This is a genomic window from Deltaproteobacteria bacterium, assembly GCA_016234845.1.
Taxonomy (GTDB): Bacteria; Desulfobacterota; Deferrimicrobia; order Deferrimicrobiales; family Deferrimicrobiaceae; genus JACRNP01.
In genome coordinates, this window is sequence record JACRNP010000122.1 from 1 (window position 1) to 21,870 (window position 21,870).

Annotated in this window: 23 protein-coding genes; all 23 read left to right on the forward strand. The window is 68.4% G+C overall.

Annotated features, from left to right (window positions below; genetic code table 11):
* A partial coding sequence (locus tag HZB86_08755) for an arginase family protein (GenBank protein MBI5905621.1) occupies nucleotides 1–214 on the forward strand: 214 nt, incomplete at its 5' end.
* 13 nt (nucleotides 215–227) lie between these two features.
* On the forward strand, nucleotides 228–767 hold the full coding sequence (locus HZB86_08760) for an arginine decarboxylase, pyruvoyl-dependent (protein ID MBI5905622.1): 540 nt from the start codon (nucleotides 228–230) through the stop codon (nucleotides 765–767).
* Between the two features lie 12 nt (nucleotides 768–779).
* Nucleotides 780–1,772 (forward strand): ketoacyl-ACP synthase III, encoded by a 993-nt coding sequence (locus HZB86_08765; protein ID MBI5905623.1) that lies wholly within the window; start codon nucleotides 780–782, stop codon nucleotides 1,770–1,772.
* 32 nt (nucleotides 1,773–1,804) lie between these two features.
* Nucleotides 1,805–2,245, forward strand: coding sequence for a ribosomal protein S18-alanine N-acetyltransferase (rimI, locus tag HZB86_08770; protein ID MBI5905624.1), 441 nt, complete (start codon nucleotides 1,805–1,807; stop codon nucleotides 2,243–2,245).
* Nucleotides 2,235–3,053 carry a dihydroorotate dehydrogenase electron transfer subunit gene (locus tag HZB86_08775; GenBank protein MBI5905625.1) on the forward strand — a complete coding sequence of 273 codons (819 nt, stop codon included), beginning with the start codon at nucleotides 2,235–2,237 and terminating at the stop codon, nucleotides 3,051–3,053. Before rimI ends, HZB86_08775 begins: the two co-directional genes overlap by 11 nt.
* 68 nt (nucleotides 3,054–3,121) lie before the next feature.
* Nucleotides 3,122–3,988 carry a dihydroorotate dehydrogenase gene (locus HZB86_08780; GenBank protein ID MBI5905626.1) on the forward strand — a complete coding sequence of 289 codons (867 nt, stop codon included), beginning with the start codon at nucleotides 3,122–3,124 and terminating at the stop codon, nucleotides 3,986–3,988.
* 121 nt (nucleotides 3,989–4,109) lie between these two features.
* Nucleotides 4,110–4,598, forward strand: a complete 489-nt coding sequence (locus HZB86_08785) for a ribosome maturation factor RimP (protein ID MBI5905627.1) — start codon at nucleotides 4,110–4,112, stop codon at nucleotides 4,596–4,598.
* On the forward strand, nucleotides 4,595–6,052 hold the full coding sequence (nusA, locus tag HZB86_08790) for a transcription termination/antitermination protein NusA (GenBank protein ID MBI5905628.1): 1,458 nt from the start codon (nucleotides 4,595–4,597) through the stop codon (nucleotides 6,050–6,052). Before HZB86_08785 ends, nusA begins: the two co-directional genes overlap by 4 nt.
* Before the next feature lie 44 nt (nucleotides 6,053–6,096).
* Entirely contained in the window at nucleotides 6,097–8,598 is a 2,502-nt protein-coding gene (gene infB / locus HZB86_08795) for a translation initiation factor IF-2 (GenBank protein MBI5905629.1), read from the forward strand.
* A 29-nt stretch (nucleotides 8,599–8,627) separates the two neighbouring features.
* A complete protein-coding gene (locus HZB86_08800; protein MBI5905630.1) occupies nucleotides 8,628–8,930 on the forward strand; it encodes a DUF503 domain-containing protein in 303 nt (100 codons plus the stop codon).
* A complete protein-coding gene (gene rbfA / locus HZB86_08805) occupies nucleotides 8,931–9,302 on the forward strand; it encodes a 30S ribosome-binding factor RbfA (protein MBI5905631.1) in 372 nt (123 codons plus the stop codon). It begins immediately after the preceding gene.
* Nucleotides 9,292–10,254, forward strand: coding sequence for a bifunctional oligoribonuclease/PAP phosphatase NrnA (locus HZB86_08810; protein MBI5905632.1), 963 nt, complete (start codon nucleotides 9,292–9,294; stop codon nucleotides 10,252–10,254). The genes rbfA and HZB86_08810 overlap by 11 nt, the downstream gene beginning before the upstream one ends.
* Nucleotides 10,251–11,141 carry a tRNA pseudouridine(55) synthase TruB gene (gene truB, locus HZB86_08815; protein MBI5905633.1) on the forward strand — a complete coding sequence of 297 codons (891 nt, stop codon included), beginning with the start codon at nucleotides 10,251–10,253 and terminating at the stop codon, nucleotides 11,139–11,141. Before HZB86_08810 ends, truB begins: the two co-directional genes overlap by 4 nt.
* A gap of 88 nt (nucleotides 11,142–11,229) precedes the next feature.
* A complete protein-coding gene (gene rpsO, locus HZB86_08820; GenBank protein ID MBI5905634.1) occupies nucleotides 11,230–11,499 on the forward strand; it encodes a 30S ribosomal protein S15 in 270 nt (89 codons plus the stop codon).
* A gap of 80 nt (nucleotides 11,500–11,579) precedes the next feature.
* Complete coding sequence (pnp, locus tag HZB86_08825; GenBank protein MBI5905635.1) at nucleotides 11,580–13,763, forward strand: polyribonucleotide nucleotidyltransferase; 2,184 nt, start codon at nucleotides 11,580–11,582, stop codon at nucleotides 13,761–13,763.
* Between the two features lie 13 nt (nucleotides 13,764–13,776).
* The gene (locus HZB86_08830) at nucleotides 13,777–15,021 is read left to right on the forward strand and encodes an insulinase family protein (GenBank protein MBI5905636.1); all 1,245 of its coding nucleotides are present in this window, start codon (nucleotides 13,777–13,779) and stop codon (nucleotides 15,019–15,021) included.
* An 89-nt stretch (nucleotides 15,022–15,110) separates the two neighbouring features.
* Complete coding sequence (gene dut, locus HZB86_08835; protein MBI5905637.1) at nucleotides 15,111–15,473, forward strand: dUTP diphosphatase; 363 nt, start codon at nucleotides 15,111–15,113, stop codon at nucleotides 15,471–15,473.
* Nucleotides 15,474–15,484: 11 nt separating this feature from the next.
* Nucleotides 15,485–16,795 carry an adenylosuccinate lyase gene (locus HZB86_08840; protein ID MBI5905638.1) on the forward strand — a complete coding sequence of 437 codons (1,311 nt, stop codon included), beginning with the start codon at nucleotides 15,485–15,487 and terminating at the stop codon, nucleotides 16,793–16,795.
* Nucleotides 16,792–17,034, forward strand: coding sequence for a phosphoribosylformylglycinamidine synthase subunit PurS (gene purS / locus HZB86_08845; protein MBI5905639.1), 243 nt, complete (start codon nucleotides 16,792–16,794; stop codon nucleotides 17,032–17,034). The genes HZB86_08840 and purS overlap by 4 nt, the downstream gene beginning before the upstream one ends.
* Before the next feature lie 7 nt (nucleotides 17,035–17,041).
* Nucleotides 17,042–17,743, forward strand: a complete 702-nt coding sequence (purQ, locus tag HZB86_08850) for a phosphoribosylformylglycinamidine synthase subunit PurQ (protein ID MBI5905640.1) — start codon at nucleotides 17,042–17,044, stop codon at nucleotides 17,741–17,743.
* Nucleotides 17,740–19,971: a phosphoribosylformylglycinamidine synthase subunit PurL gene (gene purL, locus HZB86_08855; GenBank protein MBI5905641.1), complete on the forward strand. Its 2,232-nt coding sequence runs from the start codon at nucleotides 17,740–17,742 to the stop codon at nucleotides 19,969–19,971. Before purQ ends, purL begins: the two co-directional genes overlap by 4 nt.
* A gap of 8 nt (nucleotides 19,972–19,979) precedes the next feature.
* Nucleotides 19,980–21,401 (forward strand): amidophosphoribosyltransferase, encoded by a 1,422-nt coding sequence (locus HZB86_08860; GenBank protein MBI5905642.1) that lies wholly within the window; start codon nucleotides 19,980–19,982, stop codon nucleotides 21,399–21,401.
* 44 nt (nucleotides 21,402–21,445) lie between these two features.
* Nucleotides 21,446–21,870, forward strand: a 425-nt coding sequence (locus tag HZB86_08865) for a hypothetical protein (GenBank protein ID MBI5905643.1), incomplete at its 3' end; no start/stop codon positions are given.

The window sequence follows — 21,870 nt, forward strand, 5'->3', positions numbered from 1 at the left end:
CATGCCCGCCGTCGTCACCCCGGAACCGGGGGGGCTCACATGGTTCGAGGTGATCGACATCCTGCGGGACGTGATGCGGGCGAACCGCAACGTGGTCGAGTTCGACATCATGGAGCTCGCCCCGATCGCCGGCATGGGGGCCCCGGACTACCTCGCCGCGCGCCTGTGCTACCGGCTGATGGGGTGGCTCGTCGCCCGCCAGTCCGAGAAGTAGGGAGGCGCCGCCCATGTCCGTTCCGACGAAGGTCTTTTTCACCAAGGGGGTCGGCCGCCACCGGGAGCAGCTGACCTCGTTCGAGCTCGCGCTCCGCGACGCCGGCATACAGAAGTTCAACCTGGTGCAGGTGTCGAGCATCTTCCCCCCCAAGTGCCGGATCGTGAAGAAGGAAGAGGGCCTGAAGCTCCTCCAGCCGGGGGAGATCGTGTTCGTCGTCATGAGCCGATGCTGCAGCGACGAGCCCAGGCGCCTGGTGGCGGCCTCCGTCGGCTGCGCGCTTCCCTCCGACCGGTCCGTCTACGGCTACCTGAGCGAGCATCACGCGTTCGGCCAGACCGAGAAGGTGGCGGGCGACTACGCCGAGGACCTTGCCGCCGCGATGCTCGCATCCACCCTCGGAGTGGAATTCGACGAGGACAAGAGCTGGGACGAGAAGCGCGAGGTGTGGAAGATCAGCGGCAAGATCTACAAGTCGTTCAACATCACGCAGTCGGCGATCGTCAAGGACGAGTACACCACGACCGTGGCGGCGGCCGTGCTGGTCCTGTAAAGAGGGGACGGAATGCGAGGAGCCCGGATCGTCGGGACGGGACGGGAGCTCCCCCCGCGGGTGGTGCGGAACGAGGAGCTTTCGATGCGGATGGACACCACCGACGAGTGGATCGTCCAGCGCACGGGGATCCGCGAACGACGGTACGCCGACCCCGGCGCGACGACGTCCAGCCTCGGTTCGGCCGCCGCCCGGAAGGCGATCGAGGCGGCCGGGCTTTCCGTCGGCGACATCGACCTCGTCGTCTTCGCGACCCTCTCCCCGGACTACTTCTTTCCCGGCTGCGGGGTCCTGGTCCAGCAGCAGCTCGGGATGTCCACCGTCGGCGCCCTGGATGTGCGCGACCAGTGCACCGGGTTCGTCTACGGGCTCTCCGTCGCGGAAGCGTACGTGAAGGGCGGATTCCACGACCACGTCCTGGTCATCGGGGCGGAAATCCACAGCCGGGGGCTCCGATTCACCACGGCGGGGCGCGACACCGCGGTGATCTTCGGCGACGGCGCCGGCGCGGCGGTCGTCGGTCCGGCGGAGCCCGGCCGCGGGATCCTTTCCTCCCACCTGCACTCCGAGGGGAAATACGCCGGGGAGCTGATCCTGGAGTCGCCCGGTTTCATCGACGATCCGTGGATCTCGCACGGGACGATCGATGCCGGGAAGCACTTCCCCAAGATGAACGGGAAATACGTCTTCACGCACGCGGTCCGGCGATTTCCGGAAACGATCCGGGAATCCCTCGAGAAGAACGGGCGTTCCCTGTCCGACCTCTCCCTCCTGATCCCCCACCAGGCGAACCTCCGGATCACGCAGGCGGTCGGAAGCGCGCTCGACCTCCCGGAGGGGAAGGTCTTCTCGAACATCGAGCGGTACGGAAACACCACGGCGGCGTCGATCCCGATCGCCCTGGACGAGTGCGTCGAGCAGGGGAGGATCCGGGAGGGGGACCTCGTGTGCCTGGCGGCGTTCGGGTCCGGTTTCACCTGGGCGTCGGCGCTGATCCGCTGGTAGCGTCGTCCGCCGTGGGGTGGCGGGTCCGCGACATGGAGACGGGCGACCTCGACCGGGTGATGGCGATCGAGGAGGTTTCCTTTCCCACCCCCTGGTCCCGGTCGATGTTCGCGGAAGACCTGGAACGGCCGTTCTCCTCGCCGGTCGTGGCGGAAGGCCCGGACGGCGAGCTGTGCGGATACGCCGTCTGCTGGAACATCGCGGGGGAGTCCCACCTCCTGAACATCGCCGTCCGGCCGGACCGGCGGGGAGAGGGGATCGGGCGGGCGCTGGTCGGCGAGTGCATCCGCCGCGGCGCCCTGGCCGGCTCGACGCTCATCCACCTCGAGGTGCGCGTCGGGAACGAGGAGGCGCAACGGTTGTACTTCCGGTGCGGATTCGAGATCCGGGGGATCCGGAAACGGTATTACACGGACACGGGAGAGGACGCGGTTCTCCTCTCCCGCGGGATCGGCGGGAGCGATGCCGAGTAAGGCGACACGGTTCGTCCACGGGAGGATCGTGCGCAACACCGGGCACGGGATCTTCTACCGGATGGAAGTCTCGATTCCCGACCGGATCGAGTTCGTCCCCGGGCAGTTCGCCATGGTGTCGGGGTGGCCCGGGAACGATCCGCTCCTGCCTCGCCCGCTCGCCATCTTCCGCGCCGGCGGGACGCGCTCCCGGGCTACCGTCGAATTCGTGTACAAGGTGGTCGGACGGGGGACGGCCCTGCTGTCGGGTTTGCACGACGGCGACCCCCTGTCCATCACCCTGCCGCTGGGGAACGGATTCGACCTCGGCGCGCCGGACCGGACCTGGTGGCTCGCGGGCGGCGGCGTGGGGTTCTCGACCGTCTTCCCCGCGGGGGTGGCCCTTTCGCAGGGAAAGGCGGAGTTCGAGATGTTCCTCGGGAGCCGCACGCGGGATCAGCTTCCCCCAAGGGAGTGGATCCCGGGCGGGGACCTCCCGGGGCGGGTCCACCTGTGCACCGACGACGGCACGGCCGGATTCTTCGGCACCGTCACCGACGCGATCCGGGAACGACTGGCGGCCCTTTCGCCCCCCGGGCGCGCCCGCGTGTCGATCCTTTCGTGCGGTCCGCGGGAGATGCTTTCGGGGATCGCCGCGGCCGCGGCCGCGCACGGGGTTCCCACGCAGGTGTCGCTCGAAAACCACATGGCGTGCGGATTCGGGGTGTGCTGGGGGTGCGTCGCCGCGGTGCGGGACGGTGACCGGACCGCGTACCGGAGGGTGTGCAGGGAGGGGCCGGTGTTCGACGCGGGGGAGATCGTCTGGTGACGCCGAATCCTCTTCCGTCCCCCGACCTGACCGCGCGCGTGGGGAGCGTGGTCCTCCGGAACCCGGTGATGAGCGCCTCCGGAACCTTCGGCTACGGCCTCGAATTCTCCCCGTTCTACGACATCTCCCGGCTGGGGGCGGTGGTGGTCAAGGGGCTCTCCCTTCTTCCGACGGCGGGCAACGCCCCGCAGCGGATCGTCGAGACCCCCGCGGGGATGCTGAACGCGATCGGGCTCCAGAACATCGGTGTCGAGCGGTTCGTCGCCGACGTCGCGCCGCGGCTTGCCGACGCCGGCGCGGTCTTCGTGGCGAACATCTACGGCCGGACGATCGAGGAGTACGAGGGGGTGGCCCGCCGGCTGTCGGAGCTTCCCGCGCTCGCGGCGATCGAGCTGAACGCCTCCTGTCCGAACGTGAAGGAAGGGGGGATCGCCTTCGGCTCCACATCGGAAGGGTTGTCGGGGCTGACCCGTCGCGTCCGCTCCGCCACGAAAAAACCCCTCTGGGTGAAGCTCTCCCCAAACGTCACCGATGTGGGGAAGATGGCCCGGGTCGCCGAGGAGTCGGGGGCGGACGCCGTCACCCTCATCAACACGCTCGTCGGATTGGCGGTGGACCACCGGACGCGGCGCCCGAAACTCTCCAACGTCACCGGGGGGCTCTCCGGACCGGCGATCAAGCCGGTGGCGCTTCGCATGGTATGGGAGGCGTGCAAGGCGGTGCGGATTCCGGTGGTGGGGATCGGCGGGATCCAGAGCGCGGAGGACGCCCTCGAGTTCCTCCTGGTCGGCGCCGCCGCCGTCCAGGTCGGCACGGCGAATTTCCGGAACCCGAACGCGTGCGTGGAAATCATCGAGGGGATCCGGGAGTTCTTCGCACGGGAGAAGATCGCCCGGCTCGACGACTACCGCGGGGGGATTCTTCTCCGGGGTTGACGGAGCGGGGAGCCGAAGGAAAAGAAATGTGTTGTGGGCCGCCGCGTTTTCCCTGTACTATAATGGCGTTGGGGCTAGGTTAAGTGGGCTGGAGCCCACTTTTTTTTTCCGAATTCAAAGCTTGAAAACGGACACCGAAAAGATCGAGGCGCTGGCCGTGGAAGTCGCCCGGGACCTCTCCCTCCTCCTCTACGACGTGGAGGTCGCGAGGGAAGGTCCGAGGACCATCCTCCGCGTGTTCATCGACCGGGACGGCGGGATCCCGCTGGCCGACATCCAGGCGTTCAGCCGGAGGTTCGGCGCGATCCTCGACGTGGAGGATCCCGTGGAGGGGCCCTTCGTGCTGGAGGCGTCCTCTCCCGGCGTGAACCGCCGCCTGCGCAGGCCGGAGCATTACGCGCACTCGCTCGGGAAGCGGGTGAAGGTGGCGCTGCTCGCCCCGCGGGAGGGGCGTCGCCACCTGGCCGGGGAGCTCCTTTCGTCCGACGGCGAAGGGATCACGGTCCGGGTGGACGATGCGCATTTCAGGATCCCCTACGGGGAGATCCGCAAGGCGAACCTGGATGTATCGCAGGATGAACTCTTCGGGAAGGGAATGAAAAAGCGATGATTCTGGACGTGGGGCAGATCATAGCCCAACTGGGCAAGGAAAAAGGGATCGACAAGGGCATCATCATCGATGCGATCAAGGAAGCGCTCGAGAGCGCGGCCCGCAAGAAGTTCGGGATGAACAAGATCATCGAGGCGACCTACGACCCGGAGACCGGGGAGTTCGAGATCCTCGCCTTCCGCACCGTCGTCACGGAGCTCACGGACCCCGATACGCAGATGACCCTCGCGGAGGCGCTCGAGCTCGACCCCGAGGCGCAGGTGGGCGACAGCCTGGGCGACCGGCTGAGCACCAAGGACCTCGGGCGGATCGCGGCCCAGACCGCGCGGCAGATCATCATGCAGAAGGTGAAGGACGCGGAGCGCGAGGTCATCTACAACGAGTTCATCGGGCGCAAGGGGGAGATCATCAACGGCATCGTGCAGCGGTACGAGCGCGACTGCCTCGTCATCGACATGGGGAAGACCGAGGCGATCATGCCCCCGTCGGAGCAGATCCCCCGCGAACGGTACCGCCAGAGCGACCGGATCCGCGCCTACATCAAGGACGTCACCAAGACGTCCCGGGGGCCGGAGATCCTGTTGTCCCGCTCGGACCCCCGGATGATCCTCAAGCTGTTCGAACAGGAAGTCCCCGAGGTGTACGAAGGGGTGGTCTCCATCCTGAGCGTGGCCCGGGAGCCGGGGTTCCGCACGAAGATCGCCGTGCGCTCGAAGGACCGCGACGTGGATCCCGTGGGGGCGTGCGTCGGGATGAAGGGGTCCCGGGTGCAGAGCGTGGTGCAGGAGCTGCGCGGGGAGCGGATCGACATCATCGCGTGGGACGAGGACCCGGCGAAATTCGTCTGCAACGCGCTGCAGCCCGCGGAGATCATCCGGGTGCTCGTGAACGAGTCGGAGAAGACGATGGAAGAAGGGGCAGAACGTCAAGCTCGCCTCCAAGCTCGTCGGGTGGCACATCGAGGTGCGGGCCGAGGGGCAGGTCGAGGACGCCCTGAAACGAGCCGAGGGACTGTTCGCGAAGAAGCCGGAAGCCCCCTCCGAAGCTTCTCCGGCGGAAGGTACGGAAGCGAAGGAGGGCGGAGCATCGGAAGCTCCCCCGGCGGAAGGTACCGGTTCGACAGAGGGCGCGCCCTCCGAAGCGGCTTCGGCGGAAGGCGCTGCCGCGGAGGAGGAGGCGAAGGAGGAAGGTGCCCCCCCGAAGGAGTAGCCCACCGCCCCTGCGCACCTGCGTCCAGTGCGGGACGCGCGCGGAGAAGGGGCGGCTCCTGCGGATCGCGGGAAGGCCCGGCGCCGGGTGGGCTCCGGATCCCGCGGGGAAGATGCCGGGGCGGGGGATCTACCTTTGCCGGGACGGCGAATGCGTCGCGCGTTTCGCGGCGAGGATACGAACGCAGAAGGGCGGCGCCCGCTGGAAGATGGGCGCCGGGGGCGGAGGGTTGGCCGACCGCCTGACCGCCCCCGTGCCGGACGGGACGAAAAAATAGCGGGGGGAGTGGATGGACAAGGTTCGGATTCGTGATCTGGCAAGGGATCTCGGAATGGAGTCGAGCAAGGAGATCCTCGCCTTCCTCGAAAAGATCGGCGCCAAGGGGAAATCGGCATCCAGCAATCTCGAGGGAGACCTGATCGAGCGGGTCCGGAGCCACTTCAAGAAGCCGGCCCCGCCCCCTCCCCCTCCGCGGACCACCACCGTCACCCGCTCCGACGGGGTCCTGGAACGCCGTTCGCAGAAGGTGATCCTGCGCCGCGGGGCGCCCGCCCCGCCGCCGCCGCCCGAGGCGCCCGAGGAGCCTCCCGTGGCGGAAGCCGCGCCCGCGGTCCCGGCCGAACTGCACGCCGGCCCCCCTCCGGTCGAAGCGCCTGCGCCGGCACCCGCTCCCGCCGAGACGGCGGGCGGGGAAGGCGAGGCGGCGGCGGAGATCGCCCCCGTCCCGGAGCCGACCGTGCGCGTCGTCGAGAAGCCGGCGACGCCGCCGAAACCGGAGGACGTGCGCAAGGAAAAGGAAAAGAAGTGGAAGAAGACGAAGCCCCACGAGAAGAAGGTGCAGAAGGGGGTCCTGAAGCAGACGATCATCCAGGAGGTCCTCGGGGAGCCGGAGGTCGAAGCCAAGAAGGCCGAAGCCCCCGCCCCCGCCGCCGAGGCGGAAGCCGTCGTCGTTCGGCAGTTCCAGCCGGCGCGCGTCGCCAAGCGGAGGGGAAAGCCGGTCAAGGAGAAGAAGGCCCCTTCCACGCTCCCGCCCAAGGCGAGCAAGCGGCTGCTGAAGATCGAGGAGGTGGTGACCGTCGGGGACCTCGCGCACCGGATGGGCGTCAAGGCGGCGGACGTCATCAAGAAGCTGATCGAGATGGGGATGCCCTCCACGCTGAACCAGCTCTTGGACGCCGACACGGCCAGCCTCCTCGCGCAGGAGTACGGATTCGAGGTCGAGAACGTGGCGCCCGAGGTCGAGAGCCTGATCGACCAGGAGGCGGACCGCGAGGAGGACCTCCGCCCGAGGCCGCCCGTGGTGACCATCATGGGGCACGTCGACCACGGGAAGACCACCCTGCTCGACGCGATCCGCGAGAGCAAGGTCACCGAATCCGAGGCGGGGGGGATCACGCAGCACATCGGGGCGTACGAGGTCGAACACCACGACCGCCGGCTCGTGATCCTCGACACCCCGGGCCACGAGGCGTTCACCTCGATGCGCGCGCGCGGCGCCTCCGTGACCGACATCGTGATCCTCGTCGTCGGGGCGGACGACGGGGTGATGCCGCAGACGATCGAGGCGATCGACCACGCCAAGGCGGCCGGCGTCCCGATCGTGGTCGCGGTGAACAAGATCGACAAGCCGGGCGCCCAGCCCGACCGGATCCGGCAGCAGCTGTCCGACCACGGCCTTCTTCCCGAGGCGTGGGGAGGGACGACGCTGTTCGCCAACGTCTCCGCGAAGAAGCGGACCGGGATCAGCGAGCTGCTCGAGCTCGTCCTGCTCCAGGCGGATATCCTCGAGCTGAAGTCGAACCCGGGGAAGATGGCCCGCGGCACCGTCCTCGAATCGCGGCTGGAGAAGGGGCGGGGACCGGTGGCCACCGTGCTCGTCCAGGACGGAACCTTGCGGGTCGGCGATTCCATCGTGACCGGCAGCCACTACGGCCGCGTCCGCGCGCTGGCGAACCACAAGGGGAAGCGCCTCGACGAGGCGGATCCCGGGACCCCCGTGGAGATCCAGGGCCTGTCGGGGCTTCCGGACGCCGGCCAGAAGTTCGCCGTCCTGAAGGACGAGAGGACGGCGCGGCAGATCGCGCTGCACCGGTCCGAGAAGGAGCGCGAGCGGGCCGTCACGCGCCCCCGCCTGAGCCTCGAGGACCTTCACCGGAAGATCGACGCGGGCGAGGTCAAGGACCTGAACATCGTCATCAAGTCCGACGTCCAGGGGTCGATGGAGGCGCTCCAGTTCTCCCTCGGGAAGCTGGCCACCGACAAGGTGAAGGTCGCCGTCATCCACTCGGGCGTCGGCGGCATATCGGAGTCCGACGTGATGCTCGCGTCGGCGTCCTCCGCCGTCATCATCGGGTTCAACGTGCGTCCGGAGCCGAAGGGCGCCGACCTGGCCGAGCGGGAAGGGGTCGACATCCGCCTGTACTCCGTCATCTACGACGTGGTCGACGACATCCGCAAGGCGATGGAGGGGCTCCTCGAGCCGACCCTGAAGGAGGTCGTCCAGGGACGGGCCGAGGTGCGCAACACGTTCCACATATCGAAGATCGGAACGATCGCCGGCTGCAGCATCCTCTCGGGAAAGATCACCCGCAACTCGAGCATACGGCTGCTGCGCGACAGCGTGGTGGTGTACGAAGGGAAGCTCTCCTCCCTCAAGCGGTTCAAGGACGACGTGAAGGAGGTCGTCGAGGGGTACGAGTGCGGCCTCGGCATCGAGAACTTCAACGACATCCAGGTGGGCGACCACATCGAGGCGTTCGTCATCGAGAAGGTCGCCGGGATCCTGGGGTGACGCCCGCCGCGGCGGCATAGAGGGGGATTTTGCTGGTCGCGGTGCTGACGGCGGAGCTGTTCTTTCCCGACGCCGCGTCCCTGAAGGACCGCCGGAGGAGGCTCTCGGGGCTCGTCGCCCGGATCCGGGCCGGGTACCCGGTGTCCGTGGCCGAGGTCGGGGAACAGGGGCTCTGGCAGCGGGGCACGATCGGGGTGGCCCTGGTCACCACCGACGCGCGGCTCGCGCAGTCGATGTTCGACCGGATCACGGACGGGATCGGCGGGAGCGGCGAGGTGGAGCTCCTCTCCCGCCGCGTCGAATATTTCCACCCCGAGGGGAGCGAGATATAGATGAAGGGTCGCGGCGACCGCCCCGCCCGGGTCGGCGAGCGGATCCGGGAGGAGCTCTCCCTCCTGATGCAGCGGAAGGTGAACGATCCCGGCCTCGCCGCCGTGACGATCACCGACGTGTCCGTCACGCCCGACCTCAAGATCGCCCACGTCAACTATTCGGCGCTCGTCGGACCCGGGGAACGCAAGGCCGTAGCGCAGGCGCTGCGGCGCTCCGGCGGGTACCTGCGCCGCGAGCTCGGTCGCGTGCTCGATCTCCGGTACGCCCCCGAACTCCAGTTCCACTACGACGACTCGTACGACCGGGGGGCACGGATCGACGCGCTCCTCAAGGGGATCGCGGGCGGGGAGGAACGGCCCGATGAGGGGTGACATCGAAGCGGTCTGCCGCGTCCTGCGGGAGATGGACCGGTTCCTGATCGCCTGCCACGAGAACCCCGAGGGCGACGCCATCGGCTCCGAGCTCGCGCTGGCCCTCGCGCTCCGGAAGATGGGGAAGACCGCCGTCGTCCTGAACTCCGACCCCGTCCCGGGCAACCTGCTCTTCCTCCCCGGCGCCGACACCGTGGTGTTCGAGGAGGACGGGTCGAAATACGACGTCGCGGTCGTGGTCGACTGCGGCTCCCCCGATCGGACGGGTCGGGTCGGGGTCGAACTGCTGAAGTGCCCCCTCCTCGTCAACATCGACCACCACCGCACCAACGGCGACCGCGGGGAGCTCTCGCTCGTGGACCCCGACGCCGCCGCGACCGGTCTCCTGGTCCATCGAGTCCTCTCCGCCATGGGGTACGACTTCGACCTCGCCGTGGCGGTCAACATCTACGTCGCGGTTCTCACCGACACCGGCTCGTTCCACTACGGCAGCTCTTCGCCGGAGGCGTTCCAGGTGGCGGGGGATATGGTCCGGCGCGGCGTGGATCCGTGGGCCGTGGCGGAGCAGGTGTACGAGACGCAGAGCGCGTGGCGGCTCCGCCTCCTCGGCCGGGTGCTCGCGTCCCTCGAGGTCGTCGCGGGGGGGAAGGTCGCCTCCATCACCACGATGCGCTCGGATCTTTCGGAGTTCGCGGCGGGGAAGGACGCGCTCGAGGGGTTCATCAACTACCCCCGGTCCATCGTCGGGGTCGAGGTCGCCGTCTCCTTCCGCGAGGAGGAGGGGGACGTGTTCCGGGTGAGCTTCCGGTCGAAGGGGCGCGTCGACGTCTCCGCGGTGGCGTCGCGCTTCGGCGGAGGCGGCCATCGGAACGCCGCCGGCTGCACCGTCCCCGGGTCCCTGGCCGAGGTGAAGCGGAAGGTGTTCGAGGCCCTCGGTACCGCGCTCCCGTGACGGCGGGCGTTCTCGTCCTGGACAAGCCGGGGGGGATCACGTCGTTCGACGCGGTGCGGGCGGCGGGCGCGATCCTCCGGGAGCGCAAGTGCGGCCACGCCGGGACCCTCGACCCGATGGCCACCGGGGTCCTTCCGGTGTGCGTCGGGGCCGCCACGAAGATCGCCGGCTACCTGGTGGAGGAGGAGAAGGAGTACGAGGCGGAGTTCGCCCTGGGGGTCGCGACCGACACGGGCGACGCCACGGGGAAGCCGACGGAGGAACGCCCCGGGGCGACCGCGTCGGAACCGGAAGTGGCCGCCGCGCTCTCCGGACTGGTCGGGACCTTCCCGCAGGTCCCGCCGGCCTACTCCGCCGTGAAGGTGGGGGGCGTCCGCTCCTACGCGCTCGCCCGGAAAGGGAAGGAGGTTCCGCTTCCCCCCCGGACGGTCACGGTCCGGGAGGCCCGGCTCCTCTCCTGGACCCCCGGGGGTTTCCGGGCGCACATCGCGTGCTCGAAAGGATTCTACGTGCGGGCCCTGCCGCGTGACCTGGGGGAGCGGCTCGGCGTGCCGATGACGGTCGCGGCCCTTCGCCGGACCCGAGTGGGCGATTTCCGGATCGAGGACGCCGTCACGCTCGATGGGCTGCGGGAGCTTTCCGCCCGCGGCGCGGCGTCCGGCGCGCTGATCCCGATCGCGAAGGCGCTGTCCGGGATGCCGCACCGGGTCGTCCCGGACGAGGCGGTACCGGCCGTTCGGAACGGCCGGCTTTCCGGGGAATGGCTCGTCCGGCTCGCGGCGGAGGTCCGGGAGGACACGGCGCTTCTCGTGACGCGGGAAGAGGAGCCGCTCTCGATCGTGGGGCGCGGTTCCCAGGGGATCTGGAAGATCCTGCGGGGCATGTAATTTACTTGCCGCGCGCATTGTGGTATAAAGAAAATCTTCAATAAAACGGAACGGTTCCATGGGAATGAAAGGAGAAGGTCACAAGGACATGAGCCTGGTCACGGAGAAGAAGAAGGACATCATCGGAAAGTTTCGTGTGCACGAGTCGGACACCGGCTCCCCCGAGGTCCAGATCGCGCTCCTGACGGAGCGGATCAACATGATCACGGACCACCTGAAATCGCACACCAAGGACTTCAACTCCCGGCGCGGGCTCCTCAAGCTCGTCGGGCAGCGCCGCCGCCTGCTGGACTACCTGAAGTCCAAGGAGTCGATGCGGTACAAGGCGGTGGTCGAGTCCCTCGGCCTGCGCAAGTAGCCCCGTACGTTTTCGACATCACCCGACCAACATAAACCGCGGCCCCGCCGGGGGCCGAACCGAGAAGGGAAGAACACACCGTGGGAAACGTGTACGAAACGGAAATCTCCGGACGCAAATTGTCCATCGAATCGGGCCGTTGGGCCAAGCAGGCGGGAGGCGCGGCCGTCGTGCAGTACGGCGAATCGGTCGTCATCGTCACCGCGTGCGCAACCGAGCAGCCGAGGCCCGGGATCGACTTCCTTCCCCTGGTGGTCGACTACGTGGAGAAGACCTTCGCCGTGGGGAAGATCCCCGGCGGCTTCTTCAAGCGCGAGGGGAGGCTGTCCGAGTTCGAGGTGCTCACCTCCCGCCTGATCGACCGCCCCATCCGCCCCCTCTTCCCGAAAGGGTTCTACAACGAGATCCAGGTGATCGCCACCGTCCTCTCCGCCGACAAGGAGAACGACACGGCCATCCTCGCGATGATCGGGGCGTCCGCCGCGTTGTCCATCTCCGAGATCCCGTTCGCGGGCCCCATCGCGGGCGCGCGGGTCGGGCGGATCGACGGGGAGCTCGTGATCAACCCCCGGATCCCCGACCTGGAGCGGAGCGACATCAACATCTTCGTCGCCGGCAGCCGGGACGCGATCCTGATGGTCGAGGGAGGGGCGAGCGAAGTCCCGGAGGAGGAGGTGCTGGACGCCATCCTCTTCGCGCACCGCTCCCTGGTCCCCGTCCTCGACCTGCAGGAGCGGATGGCGAAGGAGATCGGCAAGGAGAAGAGGGCGTTCGAGAAGAAGGAGCTCCCGGAAGAGGACGCGAAAAAGGTCGCCGCCATCGCCGCGTCGCCGCTGGCCGAGGCGTACGCGATCCTGGCGAAGCAGGACCGGCGCCGGAGGGTCGAGGAGATCTCCGAACAGGTCCGTTCGGCCTTCGGCGAGGAGGAGCGCGCGGAGAAGGCCGCCCTCATCGCGGACGCGTTCAAGAGCCTCGAGAAGAAGGTCGTCCGCGGGAAGATCACGAAGGAGCGGAAGCGGATCGACGGCCGCGGCCTCTCCGACGTCCGGAACATCAGCTGCGAGGTCGGCGTGCTCCCGAGGACCCACGGCTCCGCCGTCTTCACGCGCGGCGAGACGCAGGTCCTGGTCACCGCCACCCTGGGGACCTCCCAGGACGAGCAGCGGATCGACTCGATCCTGGGCGACACCACCAAGGCGTTCATGCTCCACTACAACTTCCCGCCGTTCAGCGTCGGGGAGGTCAAGATGCTGCGCGCCCCCGGACGCCGCGAAGTGGGGCACGGCGCGCTGGCCGAGCGGGCGGTCGCCAAGGTCCTCCCCGGGGGGGCCGATTTCCCCTACACGGTCCGCGTGGTCTCCGAGGTGCTCGAGTCCAACGGCTCCTCCTCCATGGCGACCGTCTGCGGGTCGTCGCTGGCCATGATGGACGCGGGAGTGCCCGTCAGCGGGGCCGTGTCCGGGATCGCCATGGGGCTCATCAAGGAAGGGGACGACATCGCGGTCCTCTCCGACATCCTCGGGGACGAGGATCACCTGGGCGACATGGACTTCAAGGTCGCGGGTACCGGGAACGGGGTCACCGCCATCCAGATGGACATCAAGATCGGGGGGGTCAGCCGCGACATCATGCTGACCGCGCTGCGCCAGGCGCGCGAGGGGCGCCTCCACATCCTGGGGAAGATGAACGCGGTCCTTCCCGAGCACCGTCCCGAGCTCTCCCCGTTCGCGCCGCGGATCTACGTCATGATGGTCAAGACCGACAAGATCCGCGAGATCATCGGCCCGGGAGGCAAGGTCATCCGGGGCATCCAGGAGCAGACCGGCGTCAAGATCGACATCGAGGACGACGGCACGGTCAAGATCGCAGCGGTCGACCAGGACTCCGCGCGCGCCGCCATCTCGATCATCGAGGGGATCACGCAGGAGCCCGAGGTGGGAAGGGTCTACCCGGGGCGGGTTCGCAAGATCATGGAATTCGGCGCCTTCGTGGAGATCTTCCCCGGGACCGACGGCCTGCTGCACGTCTCGCAGATCTCGAAGCACCGGGTCAACGTGGCGGATTGCTTCAAGGAGGGGGACGAGGTCACCGTCCGCGTCCTCGAGGTCGACCGCGACGGCAAGATCCGCCTCACCCACAAGGAGTTCGAGGAGGAGGGGCGTTTCAAGGCGGCCACCGGACCGCCGCCTTCCTCCGACAAGGAGGGCGGCGGCAGGGACCGCGACCGGGACCGGGGCCGCGGGGGACCGAGGGGACGCCGGTAATCGGTCGACGTCGATGACCGTCGAACGAACCGTCCTCGACAACGGAATCGCCATAGTCACCGAGCAGGTGCCGTACCTGCGGTCCGCGACGGTCGGGATCTGGGTCCCGGTCGGCTCGCGGGCCGAGACGCCCGCGGACAGCGGGATCGCCCACTGCATCGAGCACATGCTCTTCAAGGGCACGCCCCGCCGGAAGGCGATCGACATCTCGCGGGCCATCGAATCGGTCGGCGGGACGATGAACGCCTACACCTCTCGCGAGTACACCTACTTCTTCGCCAAATCCATGGAGAAGGATTTCCCGCTCCTCGTGGACCTCCTCTCCGACATCTACCGCCACTCCCTCTTCGACCCCGCGGAGCTCGCGCGCGAGAAGAGCGTCATCCTCCAGGAGATCCTGATGGTGGACGACACTCCCGAGGAGTTCCTGCACGACTTCTTCAACGCGTCGTACTGGAACGGGCACCCGCTGGGCCTCCCGGTGCAGGGGACGGCGGAGAGCGTCGACCGGTTCGACCGGGACCGGGTCGAGGGGTATTTCCGGGACCGGTTCCGCCGCCGGGGAATCGTGGTCACCGTCGTCGGAAACCTGGATCACTCCGGGGTCGCGGCGGAGGTCGCGAACGCGCTGGGCTCCCTGGAGCTTCGCGAGCCGTTGACGCCCCCGCCGCCCACCGCGCCCGCCCGGGGATCGTTCCTGAAGCCGAAGCCGCTCGAGCAGGCGCACCTGTGCCTGGGCGCCCCGGCCGTCTCCCGGCGCAGCGAGCGCGTCTTCGCGATGGACATCTTGAACGCGATCCTGGGCGGCAGCTCCAGCAGCCGCCTCTTCCAGAGAGTGCGGGAGGAGCGCGGGCTGGCGTACTCCGTCGGTTCGTCGCTCTCGGTCTACGCGGACACCGGGATCCTCGAGATCTACGCGGGGACCGGCAAGGAGCACGTCCTGGAGGTCCTGGAGCTCGCGGGGCGCATCGTCGACGATCTCCGCCGGGGCGGCATCTCCGACGACGACGTCGCCTTCGCCAAGGAGCTCATCAAGGGGAACACGCTCCTGTCGCTGGAGTCGACCGGGTACCGGATGTCGTTCCTCGCGATGAACGAGATGTACCTCGACCGCCGGGAGCCGCCCGAGGCGATCCTCTCGAGGGTCGACGCGGTGACGCCGGGCGAGGTGCGCGAGCTCGCGGAGGAGCTGCTTCCCCGGGAGCGGTTCGCGCTGGCGGCGCTGGGGGATCTGCCCGCGGGGGAGCTCGCCTTTTGAGCGCGGGCGGCGGGTGCGACATCCGCGTCCGGCTGGTTCGCGGGGGAGTGGAGCTCCTGCCGTCGTACCGGACCGGGGGGGCGTCGGGGATGGACCTTTCCGCGGCGGTCGACGCGGAGGTGACCGTCCCGCCCGGCGGCCGGGCGTTGATACCGACCGGCGTGGCGCTTTCCCTTCCGCCCGGAGTCGAGGGGCAGGTCCGCCCCCGCAGCGGGCTCGCGATCCGGAACGGGGTGACGTGCCTCAACTCCCCCGGGACGATCGACGCCGACTACCGCGGGGAGATCCAGGTGATCCTCGCGAACTTCGGGGAGGAGCCGTTCCGCGTCCGGCGCGGCGACCGGATCGCGCAGATCGTCTTTTCGCCGGTCCTGTCGGCGCGGTTGACGGTCGTGGACGACCTCGACGGGACGCCCCGCGGCGCCGGCGGCTTCGGGCACACCGGAACATAAGGAGGGACGACGTGATCGAACGGTACACGCGGCCCGAGATGGCGGCGATCTGGAAGGACGAGAACCGGTTCCGCATCTGGCTCGACATCGAGGTCCTCGCCATGGAGGCGATGGTCCAAAAGGGGTGGATCCCGAAGGACGCCCTGGCGCGGGTCCGGCGGAAGGCGGCGTTCGACGTCGCCCGGATCGACGAGATCGAGCGGAAGGTGAAGCACGACGTCATCGCCTTCCTGACGTCGGTGGCCGAGACCATCGGGGACGATTCCCGGTTCCTCCACGTGGGGATGACCAGCTCCGACGTCCTGGACACCGCCTTCGCCGTGCAGATGCGGCAGGCGCTGACGCTGCTGATCCGGGAGGCGGAAGGGGTGTTCTCCGTCCTGAAGGCCAGGGCGATGGAGCACCGGCGGACCGTGATGATCGGGAGGACGCACGGGATCCACGCGGAGCCGGTGACCTTCGGCTGGAAGATGGCGCTGTGGGCCGACGAGGTGCGGCGCGACATCGCCCGCCTCAAGCGCGCCCGGGACGTCATCTCCGTCGGGAAGATCTCCGGCGCGGTGGGGACGTTCGCCAACATCGACCCGTTCGTGGAGGAGTTCGTCTGCAGGAAGCTGGGGCTCGCGGCGGCGCCCGCTTCCACCCAGGTGATCCAGCGGGACCGGCACGCGGAGGTGTTCTCCGCCATGGCGATCACGGCCTCCTCCCTCGACAAGTTCGCCACCGAGATCCGCCACCTCCAGCGGACGGAGGTGCTGGAGGTCGAAGAGTTCTTCTCCGCGGGGCAGAAAGGGTCCTCGGCGATGCCGCACAAGAGGAACCCGGTCCTCTCCGAGAACCTCTCGGGGCTTTCCCGGCTGCTGCGGGGGTACGCCGTGACGGCGATGGAGAACATCGCCCTTTGGCACGAGCGGGACATCAGCCACTCGTCGGCGGAGCGGGTGATCGCCCCCGACGCCACCATCGCCCTCCACTTCGCCCTCGGGCGGTTCCGGGGGATGATGGAGAAGCTGGTCGTCTACCCCGACAGGATGACGAAGAATCTCGAGAGCACCCACGGCCTCCTGTACTCCCAGCGGGTTCTCCTGGCGCTGGCCTCGAAAGGATTCTCGCGGGAGAAGGCGTACGAGGTCGTGCAGCGGCAGGCGATGCGGTCGTGGAGGACCGGACGTCCGCTCTCCGCGCTGCTGTGGAAGGACCGGGACGTACGCGCCGCGCTGACGAAGAAGGAGTTCGACGCGCTGTTCGACATCGGCTATTACCTGAAGAACATCGACGGGATCATCGACCGCGTCTTCGGGGAAAAGGGAGGCAAGGGGTGAGGGCGAAAATCTACGTCACGCTCAAGCGGGGGGTCCTGGATCCCCAGGGAAAGGCGATCCACGCCTCGCTCTCCCACCTGGGGATCGACGGGGTGGAGGACGTCCGGGTCGGGAAGTTCATGGAGGTCGCGCTTGCGGAGATCGGCCGCGAGGAGGCGAAGAAGCGCCTGGACGAGGCGTGCCGCCGGCTCCTGGCCAACACCGTCATCGAAGAGTACCGGATCGAGATCGAGGGGTGAGGGGGAAATGAAGACCGCGGTTTTAGTGTTCCCCGGCTCCAACTGCGACCACGACGCGTACCACGCCCTGAAGCACGTGGTCGGGCTCGACGCGGAGTTCGTCTGGCACAAGCAGTCCTCCCTCGAAGGTTTCGACGCCGTGGTCATCCCCGGCGGCTTCACCTACGGCGACTACCTGCGGACCGGCGCGATGGCCAAGCTGTCTCCCGTCATGGACGCCGTCCGGCGGTTCGCGGACGGCGGCGGTCCCGTGATCGGCATCTGCAACGGATTCCAGATCCTTCTGGAGGCGGGACTGCTTCCCGGCGCGATGATCGTCAACGACTCCCTGCGTTTCATCTGCGATTACGTGCACTTGAAGGCGGAAACCTCGCGCACTCCCTTCACGAAGTCGGTGGCTCCCGGCAGCGTGCTCCGGATCCCCGTCGCCCACTACCAGGGGAACTACTACGCGGACGCCCCGACCCTGTCCACCCTCGAGTCGAACGGCCAGGTGGTCTTCCGGTACTGCGACCCGACCGGTTCGGTGACCGCCGAGTCCAACCCGAACGGTTCCGCCGGAAACATCGCCGGGATCTGCAACGGGAAGGGGAACGTCCTCGGGATGATGCCCCATCCGGAGCGGTGCGCGGAAGCCGAGATGGGGAGCGCCGACGGCCGCCGCCTCTTCGACTCGATGGCGGCCTGGCTCAAGGAGGGCGGACGATGAAGGAGAGACCGGTCACCGCCGCCCTCGCGAGGGAGCACGGGCTCTCCGAGGAGGAGTTCGGGCGGATCCGCTCCATCCTGGGACGGGACCCGAACTTCACCGAGCTCGGCATCTTCTCCGTCATGTGGAGCGAGCACTGCTCCTACAAGAGCTCCCGCGTCCACCTGAGGAAGTTCCCCACGAAGGGGCCGCGCGTCCTCCAGGGGCCCGGGGAGAACGCCGGGATCGTCGACATCGGCGACGGCCTGGCCGTCGCCTTCAAGATGGAGAGCCACAACCACCCGTCCTTCATCGAGCCGTACCAGGGGGCGGCCACCGGCGTGGGGGGGATCCTGCGCGACGTCTTCACGATGGGGGCGCGCCCCATCGCCTCGCTGAACTCCCTCCGCTTCGGGCGTCCCGACCACCCGCGGACCCGGTACCTGGTCGGCGGCGTCGTTTCCGGGATCGCGGGGTACGGCAACTGCATCGGCGTCCCCACCGTCGGCGGCGAGGTCTACTTCGACGAGTGCTACGACGGGAACATCCTGGTGAACGCCTTCACGCTGGGGGTCGTCCGCCACGACCGGATCTGGCGGGGAACCGCCTCCGGGATCGGGAACCCGATCGTGTACGTCGGGTCCAAGACGGGGCGCGACGGCATCCACGGGGCGACGATGGCGTCCGGCGAGTTCGACGAGAAGTCCGAGGAGAAACGCCCGACCGTGCAGGTGGGCGACCCGTTCACCGAGAAGCTCCTCCTCGAGGCGTGCCTGGAGCTCATGCGCACCGACGCGATCGTGGGGATCCAGGACATGGGGGCGGCCGGCCTCACCTCCTCCTCCTTCGAGATGGCGTCCCGCGCCGGGACCGGGTTCACGATGGACCTCGACCGGGTCCCCCAGCGCGAGGAGGGGATGACCCCGTACGAGCTCATGCTCTCCGAGTCGCAGGAGCGGATGCTCCTCGTGGCGAAGAAGGGGAGGGAAGGGGAGGTCCGGGAGATCTTCGAGAAGTGGGACCTCGACGTCTCCGTCGTCGGCGAGGTGACCGGAGACGGCGTGGCGCGGATCCGGTGGCGCGGGAAGACGGTCGCGGAGATCCCGATCGGGTCCCTGACCGACCAGGCGCCGTTGTACGACCGTCCCGCGGTCCGTCCGGAAGGCCAGGACGCGCTCCAGAGGCTCGATCCCGCGGCGCTTCCGGCGCCTTCCGACCTGGCGGAGACGTGGCTCCGGATGATGTCGTGCCCCGAGATGGCCGACAAGAAGTGGATCTACCGCCAGTACGACCACATGATCCGCACGAACACGATCGTCCTGCCGGGTTCCGATGCCGCGGTGCTCCGCGTCAAGGGGACGAGGAAGGGGATCGCGATGTCGGTCGACTGCAACAGCCGGTACTGCCTCCTCGACCCGTTCGCGGGCGGGATGATCGCCGTCTGCGAATCCGCCCGGAACGTCGCCTGCTCCGGGGCGGAGCCGATCGGCCTCACCGACTGCCTGAACTTCGGCAACCCGGAGAAGCCGGAGATCATGTGGCAGTTCCGCTCGGCGATCGAGGGGATGTCGAAGGCGTGCGACGCGCTCTCGATCCCGGTGGTCTCCGGGAACGTCTCCTTCTACAACGAAACGATGGGAAAGGGGATCCATCCGACCCCGACGGTGGCGACGGTGGGGCTGCTTCCGGACGCCTCGACGCGGCTTACGCAATGGTTTTCGGCGCCGGGGGACCGGGTGTTCCTCGCGGGTGCCGACCGTCTCGGCCCGCACCTCGGAGGGTCCCTGTACCTCAAGGAGGCGCACGGACGCGTTGCGGGCACGCCGCCCCCGGTGGACCTCGGGCACGAGAAGCGGCTGCAGGAGTTCCTCCGCGCCGCGGCCCGGGAAGGGATCGCCGCGTCCGCCCACGACCTGGCGGAGGGGGGATACGCCTGCGCCCTTGCCGAATGCTGCATCACGCGCCCGGAGGGGCCGATCGGCGTGACGGCGGCCAATCCGTATCCCGAGCGGGTCCGCGCGGACTTCGCGATGTTCGCGGAGTGCCAGGGCGCGGTCCTCGTCTCCTGCCGCCCCGGAAAAAGGGAATCCCTGCTCGACGCGGCCCGTCGGTTCCGTATTACAATGACGGAATTGGGACACGTCGGCGGGGAGCACATCGACATCGAGGGCGTTGCGAAGGTCCGGGCGGTCGACCTGCTGGAAGTCTGGCGGGACGGATTCGCCTCGGCACTGGGCCTCGACCGGTAGGGGAGCGGATGTTCGACGGCTGGAACGAGGAGTGCGGGATCTTCGGGATCCACGGCCACCCCGAGGCGTCCAACATGACGTACCTGGGGCTCTACGCCCTGCAGCACCGCGGGCAGGAGAGCGCCGGGATCGCCAGCACGGACGGCGAGGTCATCACCTTCCACAAGGAGATGGGGCTGGTCGCCGACATCTTCTCGGAGGAGATCCTGTCCCGCCTCCCCGGCCACGCCGCCATCGGCCACGTCCGCTACTCGACCACCGGCAGCTCCGACCTGAAGAACGCGCAGCCCGTGGTGGTCGACTTCGAATCCGGATCCATCGCCGTCGCCCACAACGGGAACCTCGTGAACGCGCACGAGATCAAGCGGGAGCTCGAGGTCTCCGGTTCCATCTTCCAGTCGACGATGGACACGGAAGTCATCGTCCACCTCATCGCGCGCTCCCGGAAGGATCGGATCGAGGACCGGATCGTCGACGCGCTGAACCAGGTCCGCGGCGCGTACTCCCTCCTGTTCATGACCCGCGACAAGCTGATCGGGGTGCGGGACCCCCACGGGATCCGCCCGCTGGTCCTCGGGAAGCTCAAGGGGGAGGACGGCGGCACGGTGATCTGCTCCGAGTCGTGCGCGCTCGACCTCATCGAGGCGGATTTCCTCCGGGACGTCGCGCCCGGCGAGATGGTCGTGGTCGACCACCGCGGAACGCAGTCGTACCACCCGTTCCTCCCGGCGGTCGAGCGGTTCTGCATCTTCGAATACATCTACTTCGCCCGCCCCGACTCGGTGCTGGGCGGCAGGAGCATCTACGAGGTCCGCAAGGCGCTCGGCCGGCAGCTCGCCCGGGAGCACCCGGCCGGCGCGGACATCGTGATCCCGGTCCCCGATTCGGGCGTGCCGGCGGCGCTGGGGTATTCGGAGGCGGCGGGGATCCCGTTCGAGATGGGGCTGATCCGGAACCATTACGTGGGGCGCACCTTCATCGAGCCGCAGCAGTCGATCCGGCATTTCGGCGTGAAGATCAAGCTGAACGCCGTGCGCGGAGTGGTGAACGGGAAGCGGGTCGTCGTGGTCGACGATTCGATCGTGCGGGGGACGACGGGCCGCAAGATCATCAAGATGATCCGGGCGGCGGGGGCGAAGGAGATCCACGTCCGCATCAGCTCGCCGCCGACCTGCTACCCGTGCTTCTACGGGATCGACACGCCGCTGCGGCGCGACCTGATCGCGGCCACTCACACGCTGGAGGAGATCAACACGTATCTCACCTCCGACACCCTGGGGTACCTCAGCATGGAGGGGCTCCACGCCTGCGTGCCGAACGGGAACATCTCGTACTGCGACGCCTGCTTCTCCGGGAACTATTCGATCCCGCTGGAGACGGTGGAGACCGAAGAGCAGCTTCCGCTGTTCCGGGGGTCGGTGCGGATCTGACGCGCCGCCCGCCCCGGCCGACCAAACCGAGGGGGTGATCCGCAATGCAACGCTTCGCCCGCGGCTCCGCCGCGTTTCCCGCCGAACTCGCCGCCGACCGGCGACGCTTCCTTTCCCTCCTGAAGGAGAAGAGCTACGAGAAGCGGAAGGTCGTCCTCTCCTCCGGCAGGGAGTCCGACTTCTACATCGATTGCCGGCAGGCCACGCTCGACGCCGAGGGGGCGCTGCTCACCGGCCGGCTCTTCTGCGCCATGCTCGAGACGGGGGAGCGTCCGGAGGCGGTCGGGGGGATCACCCTCGGCGCCGACCCGATCGTGACCGCGGTGTCGCTCACCTCGGTCCTGCGCGGCTGGCCGGTTCCCGCGTTCATCATCCGGAAGGAGCCGAAGAAGCACGGCACCGCGCAGTGGATCGAGGGGACGAAGAACCTCCGCCCCGGGATGCGGGTGGCGATCCTCGAGGACGTCGT

Bases quoted from the DNA above. Each gene is read 5' to 3' on its own strand.
- HZB86_08760 (MBI5905622.1), top strand. From the start codon at position 228: ATGTCCGTTCCGACGAAGGTCTTTTTCACCAAGGGGGTCGGCCGCCAC.
- HZB86_08765 (MBI5905623.1), top strand. From the start codon at position 780: ATGCGAGGAGCCCGGATCGTCGGGACGGGACGGGAGCTCCCCCCGCGG.
- rimI (MBI5905624.1), top strand. From the start codon at position 1,805: ATGGAGACGGGCGACCTCGACCGGGTGATGGCGATCGAGGAGGTTTCC.
- HZB86_08775 (MBI5905625.1), top strand. From the start codon at position 2,235: ATGCCGAGTAAGGCGACACGGTTCGTCCACGGGAGGATCGTGCGCAAC.
- HZB86_08780 (MBI5905626.1), top strand. From the start codon at position 3,122: ATGAGCGCCTCCGGAACCTTCGGCTACGGCCTCGAATTCTCCCCGTTC.
- nusA (MBI5905628.1), top strand. From the start codon at position 4,595: ATGATTCTGGACGTGGGGCAGATCATAGCCCAACTGGGCAAGGAAAAA.
- infB (MBI5905629.1), top strand. From the start codon at position 6,097: ATGGACAAGGTTCGGATTCGTGATCTGGCAAGGGATCTCGGAATGGAG.
- rbfA (MBI5905631.1), top strand. From the start codon at position 8,931: ATGAAGGGTCGCGGCGACCGCCCCGCCCGGGTCGGCGAGCGGATCCGG.
- HZB86_08810 (MBI5905632.1), top strand. From the start codon at position 9,292: ATGAGGGGTGACATCGAAGCGGTCTGCCGCGTCCTGCGGGAGATGGAC.
- rpsO (MBI5905634.1), top strand. From the start codon at position 11,230: ATGAGCCTGGTCACGGAGAAGAAGAAGGACATCATCGGAAAGTTTCGT.
- HZB86_08830 (MBI5905636.1), top strand. From the start codon at position 13,777: ATGACCGTCGAACGAACCGTCCTCGACAACGGAATCGCCATAGTCACC.
- dut (MBI5905637.1), top strand. From the start codon at position 15,111: ATGGACCTTTCCGCGGCGGTCGACGCGGAGGTGACCGTCCCGCCCGGC.
- purQ (MBI5905640.1), top strand. From the start codon at position 17,042: ATGAAGACCGCGGTTTTAGTGTTCCCCGGCTCCAACTGCGACCACGAC.
- purL (MBI5905641.1), top strand. From the start codon at position 17,740: ATGAAGGAGAGACCGGTCACCGCCGCCCTCGCGAGGGAGCACGGGCTC.
- HZB86_08860 (MBI5905642.1), top strand. From the start codon at position 19,980: ATGTTCGACGGCTGGAACGAGGAGTGCGGGATCTTCGGGATCCACGGC.